General features: G+C 71.7%; 15 protein-coding genes. 5 read left to right on the forward strand and 10 right to left on the reverse strand.

Annotation, left to right across the window (positions count from 1 at the left end; all coding sequences use genetic code 11):
- Positions 1 to 43: 43 nt before the first annotated feature.
- Positions 44 to 1,183, reverse strand: coding sequence for a phosphate ABC transporter permease PstA (gene pstA, locus Acor_RS17065; protein ID WP_155337652.1), 1,140 nt, complete (start codon positions 1,181 to 1,183; stop codon positions 44 to 46).
- Position 1,184: 1 nt separating this feature from the next.
- The gene (pstC, locus tag Acor_RS17070; protein ID WP_218034337.1) at positions 1,185 to 2,189 is read right to left on the reverse strand and encodes a phosphate ABC transporter permease subunit PstC; all 1,005 of its coding nucleotides are present in this window, start codon (positions 2,187 to 2,189) and stop codon (positions 1,185 to 1,187) included.
- A 264-nt stretch (positions 2,190 to 2,453) separates the two neighbouring features.
- On the opposite strand from pstC, the gene Acor_RS17075 reads away from it, so the two are divergent.
- Genes Acor_RS17075 through Acor_RS45450 form a run of 4 tightly spaced genes read left to right on the forward strand, consistent with a single transcriptional unit; the run spans position 2,454 to position 9,326 of the window.
- Positions 2,454 to 5,051 (forward strand): hypothetical protein, encoded by a 2,598-nt coding sequence (locus Acor_RS17075; RefSeq protein WP_155337654.1) that lies wholly within the window; start codon positions 2,454 to 2,456, stop codon positions 5,049 to 5,051.
- Positions 5,048 to 6,475, forward strand: coding sequence for a sortase domain-containing protein (locus Acor_RS17080; protein WP_155337655.1), 1,428 nt, complete (start codon positions 5,048 to 5,050; stop codon positions 6,473 to 6,475). The genes Acor_RS17075 and Acor_RS17080 overlap by 4 nt, the downstream gene beginning before the upstream one ends.
- Before the next feature lie 11 nt (positions 6,476 to 6,486).
- Positions 6,487 to 8,685, forward strand: a complete 2,199-nt coding sequence (locus Acor_RS17085) for an MATE family efflux transporter (RefSeq protein ID WP_155337656.1) — start codon at positions 6,487 to 6,489, stop codon at positions 8,683 to 8,685.
- A gap of 2 nt (positions 8,686 to 8,687) precedes the next feature.
- On the forward strand, positions 8,688 to 9,326 hold the full coding sequence (locus Acor_RS45450; RefSeq protein ID WP_281353233.1) for an acyltransferase: 639 nt from the start codon (positions 8,688 to 8,690) through the stop codon (positions 9,324 to 9,326).
- Here Acor_RS45450 and Acor_RS17095 read toward each other — a convergent pair.
- Positions 9,268 to 10,134 carry a sulfotransferase family protein gene (locus Acor_RS17095; protein ID WP_155337657.1) on the reverse strand — a complete coding sequence of 289 codons (867 nt, stop codon included), beginning with the start codon at positions 10,132 to 10,134 and terminating at the stop codon, positions 9,268 to 9,270. The genes Acor_RS45450 and Acor_RS17095 overlap by 59 nt on opposite strands.
- A 71-nt stretch (positions 10,135 to 10,205) precedes the next feature.
- Positions 10,206 to 11,393 (reverse strand): substrate-binding domain-containing protein, encoded by a 1,188-nt coding sequence (locus Acor_RS17100; protein WP_155337658.1) that lies wholly within the window; start codon positions 11,391 to 11,393, stop codon positions 10,206 to 10,208.
- A 216-nt stretch (positions 11,394 to 11,609) separates the two neighbouring features.
- On the opposite strand from Acor_RS17100, the gene Acor_RS17105 reads away from it, so the two are divergent.
- Positions 11,610 to 11,996, forward strand: a complete 387-nt coding sequence (locus Acor_RS17105) for a cupredoxin domain-containing protein (RefSeq protein ID WP_155337659.1) — start codon at positions 11,610 to 11,612, stop codon at positions 11,994 to 11,996.
- Here the strand turns inward: Acor_RS17105 and Acor_RS17110 are convergent.
- Genes Acor_RS17110 through Acor_RS42240 form a run of 6 tightly spaced genes read right to left on the reverse strand, consistent with a single transcriptional unit; the run spans position 11,993 to position 18,899 of the window.
- A complete protein-coding gene (locus tag Acor_RS17110; RefSeq protein WP_218034338.1) occupies positions 11,993 to 12,676 on the reverse strand; it encodes a class I SAM-dependent methyltransferase in 684 nt (227 codons plus the stop codon). The two genes, Acor_RS17105 and Acor_RS17110, sit on opposite strands and share 4 nt — an antisense overlap.
- Positions 12,673 to 13,932: a glycosyltransferase gene (locus tag Acor_RS17115; protein ID WP_155337660.1), complete on the reverse strand. Its 1,260-nt coding sequence runs from the start codon at positions 13,930 to 13,932 to the stop codon at positions 12,673 to 12,675. Before Acor_RS17115 ends, Acor_RS17110 begins: the two co-directional genes overlap by 4 nt.
- Positions 13,929 to 15,314, reverse strand: a complete 1,386-nt coding sequence (locus Acor_RS17120) for an O-antigen ligase family protein (protein WP_155337661.1) — start codon at positions 15,312 to 15,314, stop codon at positions 13,929 to 13,931. The genes Acor_RS17115 and Acor_RS17120 overlap by 4 nt, the downstream gene beginning before the upstream one ends.
- Positions 15,311 to 16,726: a hypothetical protein gene (locus Acor_RS17125; protein ID WP_155337662.1), complete on the reverse strand. Its 1,416-nt coding sequence runs from the start codon at positions 16,724 to 16,726 to the stop codon at positions 15,311 to 15,313. Before Acor_RS17125 ends, Acor_RS17120 begins: the two co-directional genes overlap by 4 nt.
- On the reverse strand, positions 16,723 to 17,667 hold the full coding sequence (locus tag Acor_RS17130) for a sulfotransferase (protein WP_170316967.1): 945 nt from the start codon (positions 17,665 to 17,667) through the stop codon (positions 16,723 to 16,725). The genes Acor_RS17125 and Acor_RS17130 overlap by 4 nt, the downstream gene beginning before the upstream one ends.
- Positions 17,646 to 18,899: an Ig-like domain-containing protein gene (locus tag Acor_RS42240; protein ID WP_170316968.1), complete on the reverse strand. Its 1,254-nt coding sequence runs from the start codon at positions 18,897 to 18,899 to the stop codon at positions 17,646 to 17,648. The genes Acor_RS17130 and Acor_RS42240 overlap by 22 nt, the downstream gene beginning before the upstream one ends.
- Between the last annotated feature and the right edge of the window lie 10 nt (positions 18,900 to 18,909).

Below are 18,909 nucleotides of genomic sequence, written 5' to 3' on the forward strand. Positions count from 1 at the left end.
CCGACCGGCTGCCCGGTGACGGGGGCCTCGCTCTCCTGGGTGGTCACTTGGCCGCCCCCTTCTTGCGGCGGCTCCGGCGGCCGGGTCCCGCGCCGCCCGCCAGGCGGGCCAGTACGAAGAGCACCAGGACGAGGGCGAGCAGCAGTAGCGCGCCACCCCAGGCACGATCCACGAAAGACTCCTTGGAGCTTCTGATCTGGTTGAACACGAACAGCGGAATGTTGTCCTGGTAGTCGGAGAACGGATTGACGTTGAGGATGTTGGTCCCGCCCACCGTGAGCAGCACCGGCGCGGTCTCCCCGACCACCCGGGCCATGCCCAGGATCACCGCGGTCGCCAGCCCGGCCCGCGCGGTCGGCAGCACCACCAGCAGCACACTCCGCCAGTACGGCGAGCCGAGCGCCAGCGCCGCCTCGCGCAGGCTGCCGGGCACCACCCGGAGCACCTGCTCGGCCGCGATGGTCACCGTGGGCAGCATCAGAATGGTCAGCGCCAGGCTGCCGGCGAACCCGGAGAACCCCCATCCGGTGCGGATGACCACGATCGAGTACACGAACAGCCCGGCCACGATCGACGGCAGCGCGGTCATCGCGTCGGCCACCAGCCGGGTCGGCCGCGCCAGCGGACCGGAGATCTCGCTCAGGTAGACGGCGGTCAGCACGCCGAGCGGGACCGCGATCAGGGTGGCGATGCCGAGCTGCTCCAGGGTGCCGATGAGGGAGTGCAGCAGCCCGCCGTCGTCGGCTCCGGAGAGCGGTCCGGTGAGTTCCATGGTCTCGGCCAGGAAGCCGAAGTCGATCACTGACCAGCCCCGGTAGGTGACGTACCCGACCACCAGGAAGATCGGTGAGAGGGCCACCGCCGCGCCGGTGGTGACCAGGACGGAGGCCAGCCGGTCCCGGGCGGCGACCGGGCCGTGGCCATCCCTGACGACCAGCCAGTAGATGGGCAGGGTCAGCGCGTACCAGGCGACGAAGAACGCCACGCCCTGGATCCGGAACGGCAGGAACCTGTCGAAGATCAGCCAGGTCAGCAGCAGGGCCGAGGCGGCGGAGCCGGCGAACTCGGCGATGTCGGCCCACCGCCAGGCCCGGGGCCGCCGTCGCGGCGCCTGCCCTGCCGCGTCTGTGGGTTTATCCGGAGTTTTGCTGGGTGCTGGGCCGAGGGCCCGGGTGGCGGCCATGTCAGCCCGCCGCCTTCGCGCGCTCGACGACCACCGCGGCCACCAGGTTGATCACGATGGTCACCAGGAAGAGCGAGAGCCCGGCCGCCATCAGCGCGCTCAGGCCCAGCTCCTGTGCGTCGAAGAACTCGACCGCGATCCCGCTGGCCACGGTGATGCCGCCGGTCTCCAGGATCTGCGGCTTGATCTCGAACCGGATGTTGAGGATCAGGGTGGCCGCGATGGTCTCGCCGAGCGCCCGGCCGAGCCCGAGCATCGACCCGCCGATGATGCCGGTCTTCCCGAACGGCAGGATGACCGTGGTGATCATCCCCCACCGGGTGCCGCCGAGCGCCAGCGCGCCCTCGCACTCGTGCCGGGGGGCCTGCGAGAGCACCTCGCGGATGATCGACGTCGTGATCGGGATCGCCATCAGCGCGATCACCAGGCCCGCGTTGAAGAGCGAGGAACCGGTGGCGATGGCCCGCATGAACGGCAGCGTGCCGCCCAGCTGCGCCACCAGCCAGCCCTCGATCGGCTGGAGCCACGGGACCAGGAAGAACAGTCCCCAGAGCGCGAAGACCAGGCTGGGGATGGCGGCCATCAGGTCGACCAGCGAGGTGAGCGTGGCGCGCAGGACGCGGGGGGCGTACTCGTTGATGAACAGCGCCGTGGCCAGGGCCAGCGGCACGGTGGCCAGCATGGCCACCACGGCGGTGACGGCGGTGCCGAACATCATGGCGGCCACGCCGAACTCGGGCGGCGCCGAGTCGGGGTCCCAGCGCTGGGTGGTAAGGAAGCCGAAACCGGCGGCCCGGAACGCGGGCAGCGCCTCCAGCAGCAGGAAGACGCCGATCAGCACGATGATCAGCAGGGTGATCCCGGCGCCCGTGCTGGCCAGTGCCCGGTAGAAGCGGTCGCTGCCGCTCAGCCTGGCCTCGATGCGGCGCGGGCCCGCCTCATCCGCAGGTTCCCCGAACCCGAGGACGGCGAGGCCGGTCGGTTCCTCGGAGTCGTTCGCTTCCACCGTGCTCCCCTTCGCGGGCATATGACAGTGCGAAGTGTCGCCATGCGGAGCTGTCCTGCACGCCAATCCCGGGTGAACTAGAACCGGCGCGGGAATTGCCAGTCGCGGCGAATTCCGAGGTCAGGTGAATTTCGCCGGGCGGCCAATGTCCACGATGCGACAGGCCAGTGAACACTCATGTCGGGTGGGCTTTGCCATTGCCGGGGGGCAGCCCGAACGCTTTCCTTTTGGGGGATTAGTGCCATTTCTCAGTGGGAGAGCACCGTGTTGCGAGCGCCGCGCAGAACCATCGCCGCTCTGGGGGCGATCGCGGTCGCCGCGGCCGTACTGACCCTTCCGCCGCCGACGCCGACCAGCGCCGCCGTGGCCGCCGAGGTTCCGACGGTGGAGGTGTGGACCGCTCCGACGGGCGGCGCCCGCGCCGACGGCCCCGGCGTCGTGGATCTGGACCCCGACCAGACGGTGACGGTCCGGTGGCGCAACTTCGCGCCGAACACCCCGGTCTCGCTCACCCAGTGCATCAACCCGTCCCGGATGTACTTCAGCATCACCGGCCAGCTCCCGATCTGGGACGACCGCAAGGGCTGCGCCCACCAGACCCGCGTCCGCGGCCTGACCGGGCCCGACGGGACCGGCTCTGCCGCGTTCCCGATCCGGGTCGGCATCCTGGACGCCAGCGTGATCTCCGAGTGGGAGAACGGCGGCCGGGCGGCCAATCTCCCGTTCCCGTGCAACGGCCAGAACAAGACCAGGCCGCAGGAGCTGACCTGCACGATCGTGGTCAGCGAATGCGAGTGGAGCCAGCCGCTCGACCTGGTGCCCGACCCCGCCCCGCCGATCGCCCGCACCCGCGCCACCGCGCCAGGCGACCCGGCCGGTACGGCTGTCGCCGCCGTCAGCGGCCTCCTCCGCTTCAAGAACGACGCCGCCGGCGCACCGATCAACACCCACATCCCGCCGCTGGAACCCCCACCGGTGCCGGAACCGGAGATCCCGCCCCTCCCCGACCCGCCCACCACCCCCCGCCTCGGCGACCCGGTGAGCCTCTCCGGGAGCAGCAACATCGCCGCGGTCATAGAAGCCTGGACCGAGGGCGCCCTCCAACTCCCCCAGCACGTGGACATCTCGGTCACCCGCTCCACCTCGGAACTCGGCGCGGCCAGCCTCAAGGCCGGCTTCGACAGCTCCTTCGCCCGCGGCGCCGACTTCACCGTCACCAGCGTCCCGTTCGACGCGCTCGACACCCCGGACAGCGACGCGGTCTCCGGCCGGGTGGCGTACGCGCCGATCTCCCTCACCGCGCTCGCCATCGCCAACAGCGCCGAGTACGCCGGGACGATCGTGCGGGACGCCCGCCTGGACGCCGACACGGTCGCCCGCATGTTCAACGGCGACTCCGGCGAGACCACCACGCACGTCCCCGGCTGGGGCTGGCTCGGCGGCCCCACCCGCCCGACCCTGCTCTCCACCCACAACCGCGGCTGCGAACTCCCGCCCAAGAAGACCGTCAACCGGGGCGTCCGGCTCGGCGCCTCCGGCCAGAGCCAGCTGCTCTCCCAGTGGCTGTCCGCCAACCTCACCAGCGACCAGTACGGCAAGCTCTTCGAAACCCCGCCCGGCAGCACCCGCCTGGTCCCGCTCTACCCCGGATACAGCGGCTACATCTTCGGCTGGGAAGCCGGCGAGCGCGTCGCCAGCCGGTACGGCACGGTCAAGGACGACGACCCCAACGCCGCCCGGGTCCGCGGCGAGACCGGCGGCCTCGGCTACCTGGACATCACCGAGGTGGGCGCGCTGGCCGAACGCGGCTTCCCGCTCGGCGTGTCCCCGCTGCGCAACGCGGCCAGCGCGTACGTGGCGCCGAACACGACCTCGATCCTGGCCGGCTTCGGGCTGATGACGGAACGGCCGGACGGCACGCGGGCGCCCAAGTTCGACGCGCCGGCCGCGGTGGGCGCGTACCCGATGCCGATGGTGCACTACCTGGCGGTCCCCGCGAACGGGAGCGACGGCGGCAACGTGCTGCCCGAGGGCAAGCGCCGGGCCATCGCCGGGTTCCTCCGGTACGTGGTCGGGGACGTGGCCCAGGCGAGGGTGGCCGAACTCGGCGGGACCAAGCTGCCGGAAGCGCTCAAGGCGCAGACGATCGCCATCGCCGGGGAGCTGGAATCGGCCACCGACGTGACCCCTTCGCCGTCGCCGACGCCGACCTCCTCGGGCAGCCCGACGCCCCCGGCCGACAACGGCGACGACAACAGCAACAGCGACGGGGACCCGGAGGACACCGGGCCCCGCAACTACATCGAGACCGGTGAGCGGCAGCCGCCCGCGGACGACGCCGACATCCTCGACGGGCAGCCGCCGGTGACCGTGCGCGTCACCGTGACGCCGAGCCCGACGCCCAAGCCGACCCCGCCAGCCTCCCCCGATCTGGGCGCGCGGGACGACGCCGCGTCCAACCGCGGCGGCAGCGATGACGGCGGCAGCAGTGGCGGGGACGATGCTGGTGGTGGCAGCGACGGCGACACCGGCGGTCAGGAGCCGGTCGCCCAAGATCCCGGCGACGTTCCCGTGGATCCCGCTCCCAGCGACCCCGCCGCGGTGCTGCCCACGGTGACGCCGTCCTCGGAGCCGGTCAACCTCAGCGAGGACGCGAACGCGGTGCGCGGCGGCCGGATCCCGGCGGGCGCGTCCGTCGTGCCGCTGAGCGTGCTGCTGGTGCTCGGCCTGCTCGGGGTCATGGTCGGCGGATCGTGGCGCGGCTACCAGTACTGGCAGGTGCTCCAGGCTCGCCGCGAGCTCAAGCCCAAGCCGCTGGCTCAGCCCCGGCCGCAGCCGGGCGGGACGGGCACGCCGGCATGACCACGAACGACCCCGCGCTGCTGGTCGCGGTCGAGACTGCGGCCCGCACGATCGAACGCCTGGAGGCCAGCGTCGCGCTGGCGGCCAGCGGCCGGGCTCCGCATGAGCACGCCAACGCGCTGGTCATCGCCGGTTCCGCGTCGGTCCTGCTGGGCCAGCTGGAACTCGCCGCCCCCCGGGACGACGAGGCGCTCCGCGCGCACGCCACCGGCCTGCGCATCCGCTACGACAGCGCGCTGATCCGCCTGGGCGCATACCCGGGTGCCGCGCCATATCCCTATCCGCCCGCGTATCCACCGCAATATCCGGTCATGGGCACCGCGCCCTGGGTCCAACCCGGCGCGATGGGCCCGGCGCCCTGGACCCCGCCCGGGGCCATGGGCCCCACGCCGCTGGCCCCGCCCGGTCAGTTCGCGCCGACGGCCACGCAACCGTTCATGCAACACCCGATGACGGCCCCGACGATGACCCATCAGATGCCTCATCCGATGGCGATGCCCATGCCGGCCCCGCCCGTCAGGCGGCGGCGCGGCCTCTCCGAAACCCTCGGCGGCCTCCCCGACGAGGTCAAACGCATGGGCCGGGCCGCGATCAGCGCGATCACCATCATGGGCGTGCTGCTGATCGCGTTCTCCGTGTACGCGTCCTGGTTCGGCCACCTGATGTACGAACGCAACCAGCGCATCATGCTCGACCAGCTCAACGAGGACTTCACCGCCGCCGCCACGATCGCCGCCGCCCCCCAGGCCACCGACAAGGACCTCTCGGCGCTCCCGCCGCGCGGCAAGCCCATCGCCCTGCTGGAGATCGAGAAGCTCGGCCTGCGTGAGGTGGTCGTGCAGGGCACCGGCACCGCCGAACTGCAGAAGGCGGTGGGGCACTACCGGCCGGCCCCGATGCCGGGCCAGTCGGGCAACGCCGTACTGGCCGGGCATCGCAACCTCTACGGCAGCCCGTTCAGCCGGCTCGCCGAGATGACCCCCGGCGACAAGATCGTGGCGACCACCCAGGAAGGCCGGTTCACCTTCACCGTCGAACTGGTCGAGGAGGCCGGGACCGGCAAGGACGACTTCCTCGGCCAGGAGACCTTCGTCAACCGGCTGACGCTGCTCACCACCGCGGCGGACGGCGGGCAGGGCGGCCGGCTGGCCGTGGTCTCCCGGCTGGACGGCCAGCCCGCCTCGCTCAAGACGGCGGACCCCTCCCAGCCCAAGTCCGACGAACTCGGGCTGGGACGGGACGGCACCGCCTGGTGGCCCGCCATCGGCTGGGGGCTGGCGCTGTTCGCACTGCTCGCGGGCACGATCCAGCTCTACCGCCGGTGGCGGCGCACCGCCACCTACCTGATCACGACCCCGCCGCTGCTGGCCGCAGGACTGCTCTGGTTCGAGGCGCTGGCCCGGCTGATCCCCTCGACGTACTGAGACGTGTCGAGATGGCGAGGAACGGGCTGAAGTCGCTGGCGGGGTTCGCCGACCAGGCGGTCGCGAGCGCCACCAACGTCGCGCTCACCGTCGTGGTGGCCCGCGAGGTGGATCCGTGGACGCTGGGGGCGTTCGCGGTGGCGTACACGCTCTATCTGGTCGCGGTGGGGCTGTCCAGGGCGGTGGCCAGTGAGCCGCTGCTGGTCCGGTACAGCCATGTGCCGGTGGGGTCGCACCGGGAGGGCGCGCGGCGGTCCACCGGGCTGGCGATCATCATCGGGGTGCTGGGGGGCGCGGGCCTGGTGGTGGTGGCGTTCGCCGTCGGCGGGGCGATCGCGGAGGCGGTGGCGCCGCTCGGGGTGTTCCTGCCCGCGCTGCTGCTGAAGGACGCCTGGCGGTTCGTCTTCCTGGCGGCGGAGCGGCCGGGGCAGGCGATCGTCAACGACCTGGTGTGGGCGGTCGCGCAGGTGGTCTGCGTGGGGTGGGTGCTGCTGTCCGGCGGGGGGTCTGTCGGGGGGTTCGTGGCCGCCTGGGGGTTGTCGGCGGTGGTGGCGTGCGTGGCGGGAGCTGTACAGGCCGGGCTGGCGCCGTCGCCGTGGCAGGCCGGGCGGTGGGTGCGGGAGCACCGGGATCTGCTGCCCAGTTACGTGGTCGACTTCGCGGCCCGCGCGGGTGGGCGGAACCTGACTCTGCTGGCGGTCGGCTGGGTGGGCGGGCTGCCCGCGCTGGCCGCGATCCGGGCGGCCGAGGTGCTCTTCGGCGGGCTGAACGTGGTGCTGCAGGCCGGTTATCTGGTCGCGATCCCGCAGGCGGTCGGCGCGTACCGGAAATCGGCGGCGGCGCTGCGGGCGGCGGTGCTCGCCCAGTCGGGGCTGCTGGTGCTGCTCTCACTCGCCTATTCGGCGGTCATCCTGCTGGTCCCTGACGACTGGGGCCGGGCGCTGGTCGGGCAGAGCTGGACGCTGGCCGAAGAGGTGCTGCTCGCGCAGGCGCTGCTCTACACCGGCATCGCCGCCATCACCGGGCCGGTGGTCGGCCTGCGCGCGCTCGGCGACGCCCGGCGCAGCGCCGCGGTGCGGCTGCTGCTGGTGCCGCTCTACATCGCTTCGAGCGTGGCGGGAGCCCACCTGGCGGGGGCGGCGGGAGCCGTCCTGGGCCTGGGGCTCGCCCACCTCGTCGGGCTGATCCTGTGGATCGCCCAGTTCCGGACCCTGCTGCACATCCCACCCTCTCTTCAAGGAACCTCAATGGAACTCAACGAGTACGGCCGGCGGCACCGCGGGATCCTCGCGCCGCTCATCCTGGTGCCGCTGATCGCGGCGGGCGGCGGGCTCGGCTGGGCGGCGCTCCAGCCGACCGGCTACCGGCACATCACAGAACTGCAGATCCCGGCGCCCTCCGACGCGGCCAGCGCGGCCACCGCCGAGCAGAGCGTGGCCAGCTTCCGCAGCCTGATCAACTCGCCCGCGGTGGTCAACGCGGTCGCCAGGGACACCGGCGTGGACGCGGCCGTCATCCGGGCCGGGCTCAGCACGGAACGCCCGTCCGAGGACAAGGAGCGCGGCAACGTGGTCCAGGTCGTGTTCACCGGCGACGACGCGGCGACCGCCCCCAAGGTGACCACCGCGGCGGCCGTCACCGCCGCCAACGAGCTGCTCGGCCCCAACATCGAGCGGGCCCGCAGCAACGTCGAGGGCGCCCAGGCCGCCGCCGACGAGCGGGCCAAGGCGGTCTCGGACGCGATGGCCGCCAACGGCCTGGTGCCCGACCGGTACCGGGTGCTGCTCGGCGAGATCACCCGGCTGAAGACCGAGCTGATCGCGCCGTCGGGGAACCGCAGGCGCGGCGTGATCGCGCGGGCGCTGCGCGAGCGGGAGGCCGAGCAGAAGACCATCTCCGCGCAGGTCGTGCCGTTCATGATGTTGCAGAACCGGGCCGACCAGGCGAACCGCTCGCTGATCGACACCACCGCCAAGTTCCGTGAGGTGGACTCCCGGCTGACCCAGGCGCGGGCGTCGATCGTGCCGCTCACCACCGAGGCCGAGGCGCTCGCGAAGGGCCCGGTCATGCTGCGCGCCGCCGCCATGGGCGCGGGCATCGGGGTGCTGCTGGCCATCGTCGCCGTCGGCCTGCGCGAGATGCTGCGGCCGCGACGGCGCGAGCAGTACGTCCCGCCCGCCGAGTTCGAGAAGCTGCCCGAGCGGGTCTGATCATGTATCGGGCGCTGGTGCGGCGCTGGTACCGGGCCTGGCGGCTGGTCGGCATCGGCTGCTGGACGCTGCTGTTCCGGGTGCGGTACGCGCCGTTCGTGCGCATGCACCCGACCAGCAGCGTCTGGGGGCCGGTCAAGCTGCGGCCGTTCTGGTTCAGGGACGGCCGGAACAGGGACGACATGCTCAGGATCGAGCTGGGGCCGCGCGCCCACCTGGAGGGATCGGTGATCGTTCAGGGCGGCGGGCGGTTCGTCCTGGGCGCGAACTCCTTCGTCGGGAGCCTGTCGGTGATCGGCGTCAACGAGTCCGTGGTGGTGGGCGCGAACGTGATGATCGCGCAGGCGGTGTCCATCCGGGACACCGACCATCGTGCGGCCGGCCTGGACGCGCCCATGATCGGGCAGGGCATCGAGACGGCCGCCGTGGTGATCGAGGACGACGTGTGGATCGGCCACGGCGCGACCGTGCTGCGCGGCGTGACCGTCGGCCGGGGGGCGATCGTCGCCGCCGGGGCGGTGGTCACCCGTGACGTGCCGCCGCAGACCGTGGTGGGCGGCGTGCCCGCCAGAGTGTTGCGGGTCAGAGCGGGTAGCCCCGCGCTTCCAGCTGCTCCCGGAGCGAGCCGGTCAGCAGGCTGAGCTGGGCGGCGGTGAGGTCACGCCGGTAGGCGTCGGCGCGGGAGCCGGTGAAGGCGTGGCGGGCGAAGCCGCGCTCGAAGGCGGGCGTCCAGGGCAGGCCGAGGAAGTCGAGCATGATCTCGAAGTGCTTTCTGGGGCCAGCCAGCACGTCCTCGTACCGGATTTCCAGCCAGTCGCCGGTGCGGGCCCGGTCGTAGGCGTCCAGCAGGAGTTTCCAGGCCAGGCCGGCCAGGAGCACCTGAGAGCGGTCCGCGTTCTCCCACTCCTGGGCGTACTCGGGGGGCAGTGGCCCGAAGTGCCAGCCGGACGGGCCCAGGTGGCCGCGCCACCAGGGCATCTGGAGGAACGAGTTGGCCACGGCCCGGCCGTCCCTGACGATGTGCACGACCTTCGCGGCCGGAAAGACCTCCCGCAGCAGGCCGGTACGCGGCCAGCCGGTGAACTTGTGCAGATAGTGCGGCCTGCCCTCGGCGGCGGCGCGGCCGTCGAAGAACGCGCGGAGGCGGGCGGCCAGCCATGGGGTGACGTCGTCGGCGCGCAGGTCCCGCTCGGGGTCCACGAGCAGCGGGCCGACTTCCCTGGCCAGTGCCAGGTATCCCTCGGAGGGAGCGAACCGGGGCCGTCCTTTGGCGTTCAGCCACGGTGGGGTCCTGCGGTAGATCAGGCCGCCGCGCCGCCGGATCGGGCCGGGGCAGCGGGCGTACCTGTCGTCCAGGTTGGAGACGAAGCCGACGTCGGGATGGCGGGCCAGCACCTCGTGCACCAGTGTGGATCCGCAGCGCCCGGTGCCCACCACGAAGCTCAGCATCGACGATCTCCTGGGGAAAAGGGGGCAGCCGGACCCGGCGACGCTCACCGGGTCCGGCTTGGGAGGATGGCTTAGTTGAAGTTCACGAAGTTGCACTTGTTGCCGGTCGGGTTGACCTTGACGAAACCGGCGTCGGTGATGACCTTGTCGACGGCGAGGCCCCAGTTACGGTCGACGTTGGGGTTGGCGATGCCGGGGTTGGTGTCGCCGGTCTTCTTGCTGTGCGTGGCGTTCGGCTTGCAGATGTAGCCGTTCTCGCCGATGTAGCCCTCGATCCAGCCGGGGCCGCCGCGACGGTACACGTTGTACAGCGTGCGGTTGTACTGGTAGGTGCCGTTCTGGATGGTGGTCGGAGCCGCCGCGATGCCGCCGACGCTGATCAGGTCGGTGGCGGCGTCGGTGCAGTTGGCGGCACCGGTGCTGTACTTGCCGAACGAGAGCGGCCAGAGCGAGGCGCCCTTGGCGGCCGCGCTCAGGGCGTTGATCTCGGTGCAGTCGTTCTCGAAGAGCACCTGGCCACCGGTGGCCGCGACGCAGGCGTTCACGTCGCCGCCGAGGAAGGAGGTGATGGTGGCGTAGGTGCCGGAGCTGGTCTGGATGCCGTGCACGATGATCGGGGTGCCGGCGGTGCCGCCGAAGTCGCCCCAGTCCTCCGCGCAACCGTCACCGGAGACGTCCCGGAAGATCTCCTGAAGCTGCGCGTGGGTCAGGTTGGTCACCGGGCCGGAGGCGCCGCCGAGCCACTTGGCGATGCCGATGGCGTCCTTGGCCCAGCCGACGTAGCGAAGCTGGTCGCCGGCGTTGCACTGGGAGGGGATGCTGCTGACCGCGGAGGAGGAACGCGCGTAGCTCAGCGGGGAGACGCCGGCCAGGCCGTCGTTCTGCTGGCAGAGCTGACGCAGGCCGGCCCCGGACCCCTGCGGGAACTGGCTCAGGCCGACCTCGTGGTCATAGTTCTCGGTCAGCACGGTGGTGGGCGAGTCGGGCAGGCAGGTGAACTGCGGCACCGCGGGCGGCACCACGAGGTCACAGCCGGGCGAGCTGTTGAACACCGCGTCCATGGCCTGCATGGCGAAATAGGTCGTGTCGGAACCCGCGCCCCGGATGACGCTGTTCATCTTGCCGTCGGCGAAGTCGGGAAGCGCCCAGGCGGGGGTGGCGAGCGCCGTCACGGTGACCGCGGCCACGGCGGCGACGCCGAAGCGCCGTGCCAGGCGGCGCAGCCGCCCCTTGGCGCCTGACTGGATTTCGGTGGACATGGAACCCTCTATCCTCTTGGGCTTACTGACACCGGCGATATTGCCAGGCATCCGCCCTCCGCCAACAAACCCGGAACGACGGAAAGGGAAACGAATACCCTGCCTAAAGGCGACATTTCGGGGAATCCGGCTGGCTATTGCTCTTCGTATTCTGTTTACCCTTACGGCATTTCACGTCGGCCCCGCATGCATCTGGACTGCGGACACTGCCATGCCATGAGAAAGCTCCTGGCCCTCGGTACGGCTCTCGCCGTCACGACCGCCTGCTCCGCCGCACCCACGCCCGCCGTCACCGCCCCTGCCACCCCCGCCCCCGCCGTGACAGCCGACACCGCTTTCGGTCACGAAGTACGGATAACCAGCACCGGAGCGATCCCGAAGATGCTCGTGTCCGGCGTCGGCGAATCGGTCGCGTGGCGGAACGACTCGGAGGCCCCGGTGACCGTGCGGCTGATCGACGGCACCCCGCCCTCGGGCGCGCTGAAGCCCGGCGACGTATTCACCCACACATTCACGACCGCCGGGACTTTCGCCTACACATTCGCCGATAACGCGGACCCCGCCGGTGTCGTCGAGGTCCTCCCGCAGGAGCCGGCCAGCTAATCCCGCACGGCGATGAGTGATTTCCGCAGCCCGAAGAGGCGTTCGGAGAGATGCTCGGAGTCGGGAAAGTAATAACGCATCAGCGTGCGGGTCATCAGCTCGATCTCCAGCACTTTCGGCAGCGCCTCCGCCCGGTTCCTCGGCCGTGCTCCCCACGACAGAGGCCACCGGGCGGCGATCGCGGTCTGCACCGGCAGCGGCAGGAACTGGAACATCGGGAACAGCCAGTGCGGCTCCAGCGGAAAATACTGGTACGGCGCCTGCACCCAGTGCCGCTCCGACAGCCGGTGCACACTGGCCGCGAACCGGCGGCGCGGCTCGTGACCGCCCACATGCTCGATCACCGAGTTCGAGAACACCAGGTCGAAGCGGCGGCTGACCAGGTTCGACGGCAGTTCGCAGGCGTCGCCGAGCTGAACGGTGATCCAGTCGGGCGGCTCGTCCACCGGCGGCTCGATGTTGAGCAGGTGCACGTGGGCCGGCCGGGCGGGCGCCCTGGTCCAGGTGCGCACCGACCCACCCAGGTCGATGACCTCCATGTCGGGCAGATCAGGGAACCGCTCAAGCAACAGGTGAAAACGGCGCGTCCGCAGCTTCGTGTTGACCGAGTCGGGACGCCCGATGAAACGCTGCCTGATCCGGCGGCCCAGGTCCGGCTGCTGGTGCTGGTCGGTGGTCATGACGCCTTCCTGCTCTCCCTGGACTTCCTGGTCTGCCGGGTCGCCTCGGCGTAGAACTCGCGCAGCCGGTTGGTGTGGCCCTCCGGCACGAACCGCTGGATGGCCAGCGACCGCGCGGCCTGGCCCATCGCCATCGCGTTCATCGGATCGCGGAGCAGGGCGAGCGCGGCCGAGGCCAGCTCCATCGGCACGTCGGCGGTGATCAGGCGGCCGGTCGCGCCGTCGGTGACCAGCTCGGGGATGCCGCCCATCGAGGTGCCGATCACCGGGACCCCGCAGGAGAACGCCTCCAGGATCGTCATCGGCTGGTTCTCGTACCAGCGCGAGGGCAGCACCAGCGCGGTGGCCGAGCGCATCAGGTCGAGCACCTCCGCGCGGGGCAGCCGCCCGACGAAGGTGATCCGGCCGGGGGCGACCTGTTCGGCCAGGGCCTCCAGGGCCGCCCGTTCCGGTCCGTCGCCCGCGATGATCAGGCGGCCCTGCGCGCCGAGCAGGCCGACCGCGCGGATCGCCGTGTCCACGCCCTTGCCCTGGTGCAGGCGTCCGGCGTAGACGAGCGGCCCGCCCGGCTCGGTCTTGGCCGCGGTGGAGGCCGGATCGCCGAAGTTGTCGAGCACCTGGAGCCGGTCGGGGTAGATCCCCGCCCTGGTCAGCTGCTTGGCCAGGAACTTGCTTGGGCTGATGAAGACGCTGACCGGGTCGTACGCGCCGAATCTGCGGTGCAGCCAGGTCTCGGTGGCCAGGGCCAGGCTGGCGGCCAGCGAGTTGTCCTTGCACCGGCGGCGGATCGGCTCGCCCAGGCCGCCGTCCACGCAGGCGGTGCAGATCTGGCCGTGGTCGAGGAAGGAGTAGGACGGGCAGGCCAGCTTGTAGTCGTGCAGGGTCATCACCATCGGCACCCCGGCGTCGCGGAGCGCGGCCACCACCGAGGGGGAGAGCTGGTGGTAGATGTTGTGCAGGTGCGCGACGTCCGGCTGGAACTCCTGGATCAGTCTGGTCATGCCGCGCCGCGCGCTGGTCGACCACATCATCCGGCCGACCCCGCGCGCCTGGGAGATCGGCCCGCGCGGCATCGGATTCATGTCAATAAATTTCGGGAAATGTCGGTCGTAGCCGGTGGGGATGTTCTCCGGGTGGGCCATGCCGAAGAACGCCACCTGGTCACCCCGCAGGGCCTGCAGCTCGGCCAGGTCCAGCATGTACGACTCGGCCCCGCCGCGGCGGTACAGGAACTTGTTGACGTGCAGGATCCTCATCGGGACGCTCCCACTCCAAGCCGGAGCGCTATCCCGGCGAACACCGCGAAATACCACATGACCACAACCGACGTCATCGCGTTGTCCGAGACGGCGGAGACCAGCAGCGCGGCCACGCAACCGGCGAACGCCACCGCGCAACCGCGCTCCAGGCCGCGTACCGGCCCGGTGGCCCGCAGCGCGAGGACGGCGGTGACCACCAGCGCGGCCAGCAACCCCAGGTAGGTGAGCAGGCCGAGCAGGCCGCTCTCCACCAGGGCGCGCAGATAGTCGTTGTGCACTTCCTTGTAGATGATCAGCCGGGTCGTCCCCAGCCCGGTCCCGGTGACCGGATTGAGCCCGAGCAACTCCAGCGCCTGACCCCAGTGGTCGAACCGCCAGACCAGCGAGTTGGCCTCCAGACCGCCCTCGGTCCGGATCTCGGCGAGATCGGCGAACCGGTCCACCACGGCCGGCACCGCCACCACGATCGCCACCACCAGCGCGCCCAGCCCGACCAGCAGCCGCCGGTTCTGCAGCAGCCCGACCACCACCAGACCGGCCAGCGCCGCGATCATGGCGCCCCGCGCGCCGCTGCCCAGCAACGCGATCCCGGTCAGCGCGAGCACCGACCCGATCGCGATCTTGGCGCGGTTCTCGACGTGCGGGAACAGCGCCACCCCCGCGACGATCAGCACGTAGCAGAACATGCCGAGCGCGTTGGGATGCCAGAAGGTGCCGTGCGGCCGGAGCGACCCGTTCAGTTCGACCAGCCCAGAGCCGGTCAGCAGCTGCTGAATGGTGACCAGCGACGGCAGCAAGGCGGCGGCGAAGACCGCGATCAGCAGCTGCGGGACGCGGGTCGGATCCTGGTCGACCAGCCGCTCCACCACGAAGATCATGACGAGCACGGCGCCGATCCTGACCACCTCCCCCGCGCTGGTGCCCAGGTACAGCGACCCGAGCATGCTCAGCACGCAGGCCACCAGGAACGCGACGGCCGCGGCCAGCAGGAACCGCCGGGGCGCGGCGCCCGTCCGCGGACCCTGCGCGATCAGCCAGGCCAGCCCCGCCACGATGAAGAGCGCGCCCAGCATCGACGAGGGATCGAGCCAGCTGGCCGCCGTCTCCCCGCCGCCGGAGGCGCTGATCGACCCGGCCAGCTTGGTGGCGTCCAGGCTGGCCCGCGCCCCGAGCACGATCAGCACGAAGACGAAGAACCTGGTCAGCGCGATCACGCCGAGCGCCAGGCTGAGCGCGACGGCCACCGGGATGACCACGGTCGCCCTCGGCTCCCCCAGGGCGAACGTGATCCCGCTGTAGGCGGCCAGCACGGCCGCCGCGGCGAAGGCGGCGATCCAGCCGGCGCCCGCGCGCGCGGACCCGGCCAGGGTGTGACTCATGGGGACTCCAGCCACCGCTTGACGCGGTCGAACGGGGTGGGCAGGGTGACGAGCAGCGGGTCTGGGCCTACTTGGAGCGGTCCCGACCCCCAGATCCTGGGCTCCCCCGAGGGCAGCGCGACGACTTCGGCCGCGCCGACCGGCTCGCCGAACGCGAGCGGCACCACGGCGCCGTCGGCGCTCCACACCACGAAGGCGGTGCGGTCGCCCAGGTCGACCGCGCCGCCGGACACCCCGCGCCGAACCAGCGGCAGCCATCCGCCCCCGGACGCGCGCTGCCTGAGCTGGTCGAACACCGTCTTGGCCGGGCGTGGCCTGTCGTCGGCGCCGTACAGGCCGCGCCAGGTCTCGCGGGGCGCGATCGTGCCGGGACGGTAGTAGAGGGGCAGGTAGACGATCCGGCGCACCCCGGCCGCCAGCAGCGTGACGACCAGCTTGGCGGTCTCCGCGCCGTGCGTGTCCTCGTCGTAGTCCTCGCCGGGCCAGAACGTGCCGACCTCCCACGCCTCCACCCTGACGGTGTCGGCCAGGTCGTGCTCGATGTAGTCGAGGATCTCCGGCAGCAGCGACCACGGGTCGTAGTAGTGCAGCTGGTAGACGTCGAAGACGCCGTCCTTGTCGAGCGCGTGCACGGCCTGGTGCGCCGCGATCGCGCGCCGCCCGGCCGGGGTTTCGAAGGCGGCGCGCAGGGCGGCCGTGTCGGCGGCCGGGGGAAACCGCCTGGTGCCCCGCCTGACGTAGTAGTCGGCGTAGATCCTCAGCGCGTCGGCCGGGCGGGTGCCCAGGTCGTAGGCGTGCGCCACCGCGATGCCGTAGCTGGAGCTGGACAGCCCGGGGTCGGTGACGACCGCCGTCGGGTCCGCGCGCCGGACGGCCGCCGCGCCGGCGCGGCCGACCTCGCCGTAGGCGGCCGGGTCGGCCGACCAGAAGTTCTCCGCGTCGATCTCGTTCTCGATCGCGTACTGGTGTACGCCCATGGCGGCGTACCGGTGCACCAGATCCTCGACGAACCGCTGGTAGCCGGCCAGGTCGGCGGGCGGGCGGGACGCGGCGGCCCGGGGTTTGGGGTCGGCGGGGTCGCCGGTGGCCCAGCAGGCGCCGATCCTGATCCGGAGCATCACCTGGTAGTCGACCGCGATCAGGTCGGTGACCACGCGGTCGTCCAGCGCCCAGTTCTGGGCGCCCCGCGCCGGTTCGACCGCGCACCAGACGATGTCGTGGAAGGTGCCGCCGCCCGCGTACGCGCCGATGTCGGCGTCGTATTCGGGCGGGTGCTGGTAGCCGTCCCACTTGAGGCCGAACGGATTGCCCCGCTCAACGACCGGCGGGGCCGGGTCGGCGGGCGGTTCCGGGGCCGTCGAGCAGGCCGCGCAGAGCAGGATCGCGGCGAGCGCGCGGGTGATCCGGGTCACCGGGCCCTCCCGTAGCCGTACCTGTTACGGAGTGGATAGGTGGCGCATTCGACCAGGACCCGCTGGGCCCGGGGCAGCGCCCTGGACCATTCGGTGTCCAGGCGGAGTTCGATCTCGCCCGACTGGTGCCGGGCGACGTTGCCGGCCACGGTGTGGGTGGGGCTCATCTTGACCGTCGAATCGCCGACCAGCGGCAGTTCGTCGGCGTCGACTCCGGCCAGCGCGGCGGCGGCGCGCAACCAGCGGGCCGGGTCGCCGATCAGGTCCTCGTAGCGGATCAGCAGGTAGCGGCGGGGGTCGCCGGCCCAACTGCCCATGGCCGCCAGGTTGCCCAGGTTCCACATGATCGCCGTGGTCAGCGCCGGGCGGGTGCTCATGGTGTCGGCGCCGGTGCCGGGCTTGTGGCGGAGCCAGGACCAGGCCACGGCTCTGGGGTCGCGGACCAGGTGAATCACGCGTAGTTCGATGCCGGGGAGGTCGTCGAGGAGGCGGCCGTACGAGACGGGTTTGGTGGAGTCGACGACCACGCGGCGGCCGGAGACGGACGCGGCGGCCCGGATCAGCCGGGCCAGGATGTCCCGGTATTCGGGGGATTCCGACTGGATGCGGCCGCGCAGCCAGAGCGTGGCCACGTCGCGGCCCCTGGCGGTGGCGCGATGCAGCACCGCCAGCCGCGCCACCTCCGCCTCGCTCGGGCCGGCCGGGCCGAAGACCTCCCGGAGGATCGGCTGCCAGACCGGGCAGGTCCTGACCGGGCTGCCGCAGCCGCACCTGCCGTCCTGGCGCAGGCCGCGGTCCCACAGGTAGCCGAGCTCGCCGACGTCGAAGCAGTCGCCGAGCTGACCGAGCAGGCTTCCGAACAGGGTGCTGCCGCTTCGCCCGGTTCCGGCGATGTGCAGAACGATGACCGGAGCGGGGGTTACTTGCACACCCACTGCCATCTCGATCGGTGGTACTCCCAGGCGCATACCGGCTTGTTGATCTTGGTGGGCGTGGGGGTGGGCTTCGGTGTCGGCCTGGGGCTCGACGGGCGCGGGCTGGGACTGGGACTCGGGCTGGGACTGGGGCTGGGGCTCGGCGGCACCGCGGCGGTGACCACCCGGAACGGCTTGTCCTGGTCGACCAGGCCGACCCGGTCGATCGCGGCGAGCTGCACCACGAACGCCCCCGTGGCGGGCGGGCGGAAGACGTACGACCATGGGGTGGTCGGGGAGCCGACGCGGTCCACCGGGATCTGGACCCGGGCGAACGCGCCCCACGTTCCGTCCGGCCGCAGCCAGGAGCGGGTGGCCTGGTCCTGGACGGCCAGCCAGAGGCCGGTCACGCCGTAGTCGTCGGTGGCGGTGCCGCTGAAGGTGACCGGGGTGTTCGGTGGCGTGGTCACGGCGGTCGCGGGGACGGTGAGCACGGTGTCCGGCTCGGTGTTGTCCACATTGATCCGCCGGAACGGAATGGCCGCGTCGGGGTTGCCCGCCTTGTCCAGCACTACGACCTGCAGCGAGAACTGCCCGGCCCGGGGCGGAGTCCAGGTGAACTGCCAGTTGGCGGTCTTCTCACCGGTCGAGGTGCTCTGGGTCGGGTAGCGCTGGTAGTCCCCGAAAGTGCCGTCCGGCCGGTACCACTGGCCGGTGGTGCGGTCGCTCACCGCGAAGCCGACCTCGCCGATCTTGCGGTCGTCCGAGGCCCAGCCGCTGAAGGTGAGCGGGCGGAGGCCGTAGACCTCGTCGTTGATGGGCGGCTGGGTGAAATCCGCGTCCGGGGCGAGGTTGTCGACCGTGAACGAGCGCCAGGCGGAGGAGATCGCGCCGTCGGCGTCCTTGGCGAAGACGGTCACGCCGTACTCGCCCGCGGCCAGAGCCGTCCAGTCGTACGCCCATGCGGCGGCGGCGCCCGGGGTGATCGTCACCGGCACCCGGGCGAACGCGCCCCAGGTTCCGTCCGGGTGCCACCACAGCAGCGTGGACCGGTCCTGGATGCCGAGCCAGAGTTCGGTGACGGCGACGTCGTCCGTGGCCGTGCCGCGCAGCGCGACCGGGCCTGGCTTGACCGAGGCGCCGACGACCGGCGCGCTCATCAGCACGGCCGGGGCCGCCGCGACGGCGGGCTGAGTCATGATCACCGATGCCAGCAGGAACCCGGTGACGAAGAGAGGGGTTTTCGTGGACGGTTTCATCAGACCCCCG

Source organism: Acrocarpospora corrugata, from assembly GCF_009687845.1.
Taxonomy (GTDB): domain Bacteria; phylum Actinomycetota; class Actinomycetes; order Streptosporangiales; family Streptosporangiaceae; genus Acrocarpospora; species Acrocarpospora corrugata.